This window comes from Arthrobacter sp. JCM 19049 (assembly GCF_001310435.1).
In genome coordinates, this window is sequence record NZ_BAXF01000972.1 from 1 (window position 1) to 502 (window position 502).

Sequence of the window (502 nt, forward strand, 5' to 3'; positions counted from 1 at the left end):
CGGCCCAGCGCCGGGGCCGAAACCACTCCCAGCACCGGCTCATCGTCGATCAGCAGGGCGATCAGCGTGGCCCACACCGGGACCTTGCGCACAAAGTTCTTCGTCCCGTCGATCGGGTCGATCACCCAACGCCGGGCCGAGGAGCCGTGCACGCCAAATTCCTCCCCGTGCACCGCATCCCCGGGACGCTGGGCGGCCAGCTCGGCCAGGATCAGCCGTTCGGCGCCGCGGTCGGCGTCGGAGACCGGGGTCATGTCCGGCTTCGTTTCCACCTTCAGGTCGTTGGAGTGGTAGCGCGCCAGGGTCAGCGCGTCGACCTTGTCGGCCAGCGCGAGGGCGAAGGACAGGTCCTCATCCAGGGTGTAGTTCATGGCGTGGTGGTGCTACTGGGCACCGAGCTCCTTTTCGTGGGTGGTTTCCCCGGTGGTGACCAGCCGGCGGTAGGATTCGAGCCGGGCGGGCGGCCGAGGCCGGGGCGTCGGGGGAGTACGCCCAGGCCTGC

The 502-nt window shown here is 69.7% G+C and carries 1 protein-coding gene; it reads right to left on the reverse strand.

What is annotated here, in order from left to right; genetic code table 11:
* On the reverse strand, positions 1–371 hold a 371-nt coding region (locus tag JCM19049_RS17410), incomplete at its 3' end, for an inositol monophosphatase family protein (protein WP_279403544.1).
* Positions 372–502 lie beyond the last annotated feature (131 nt).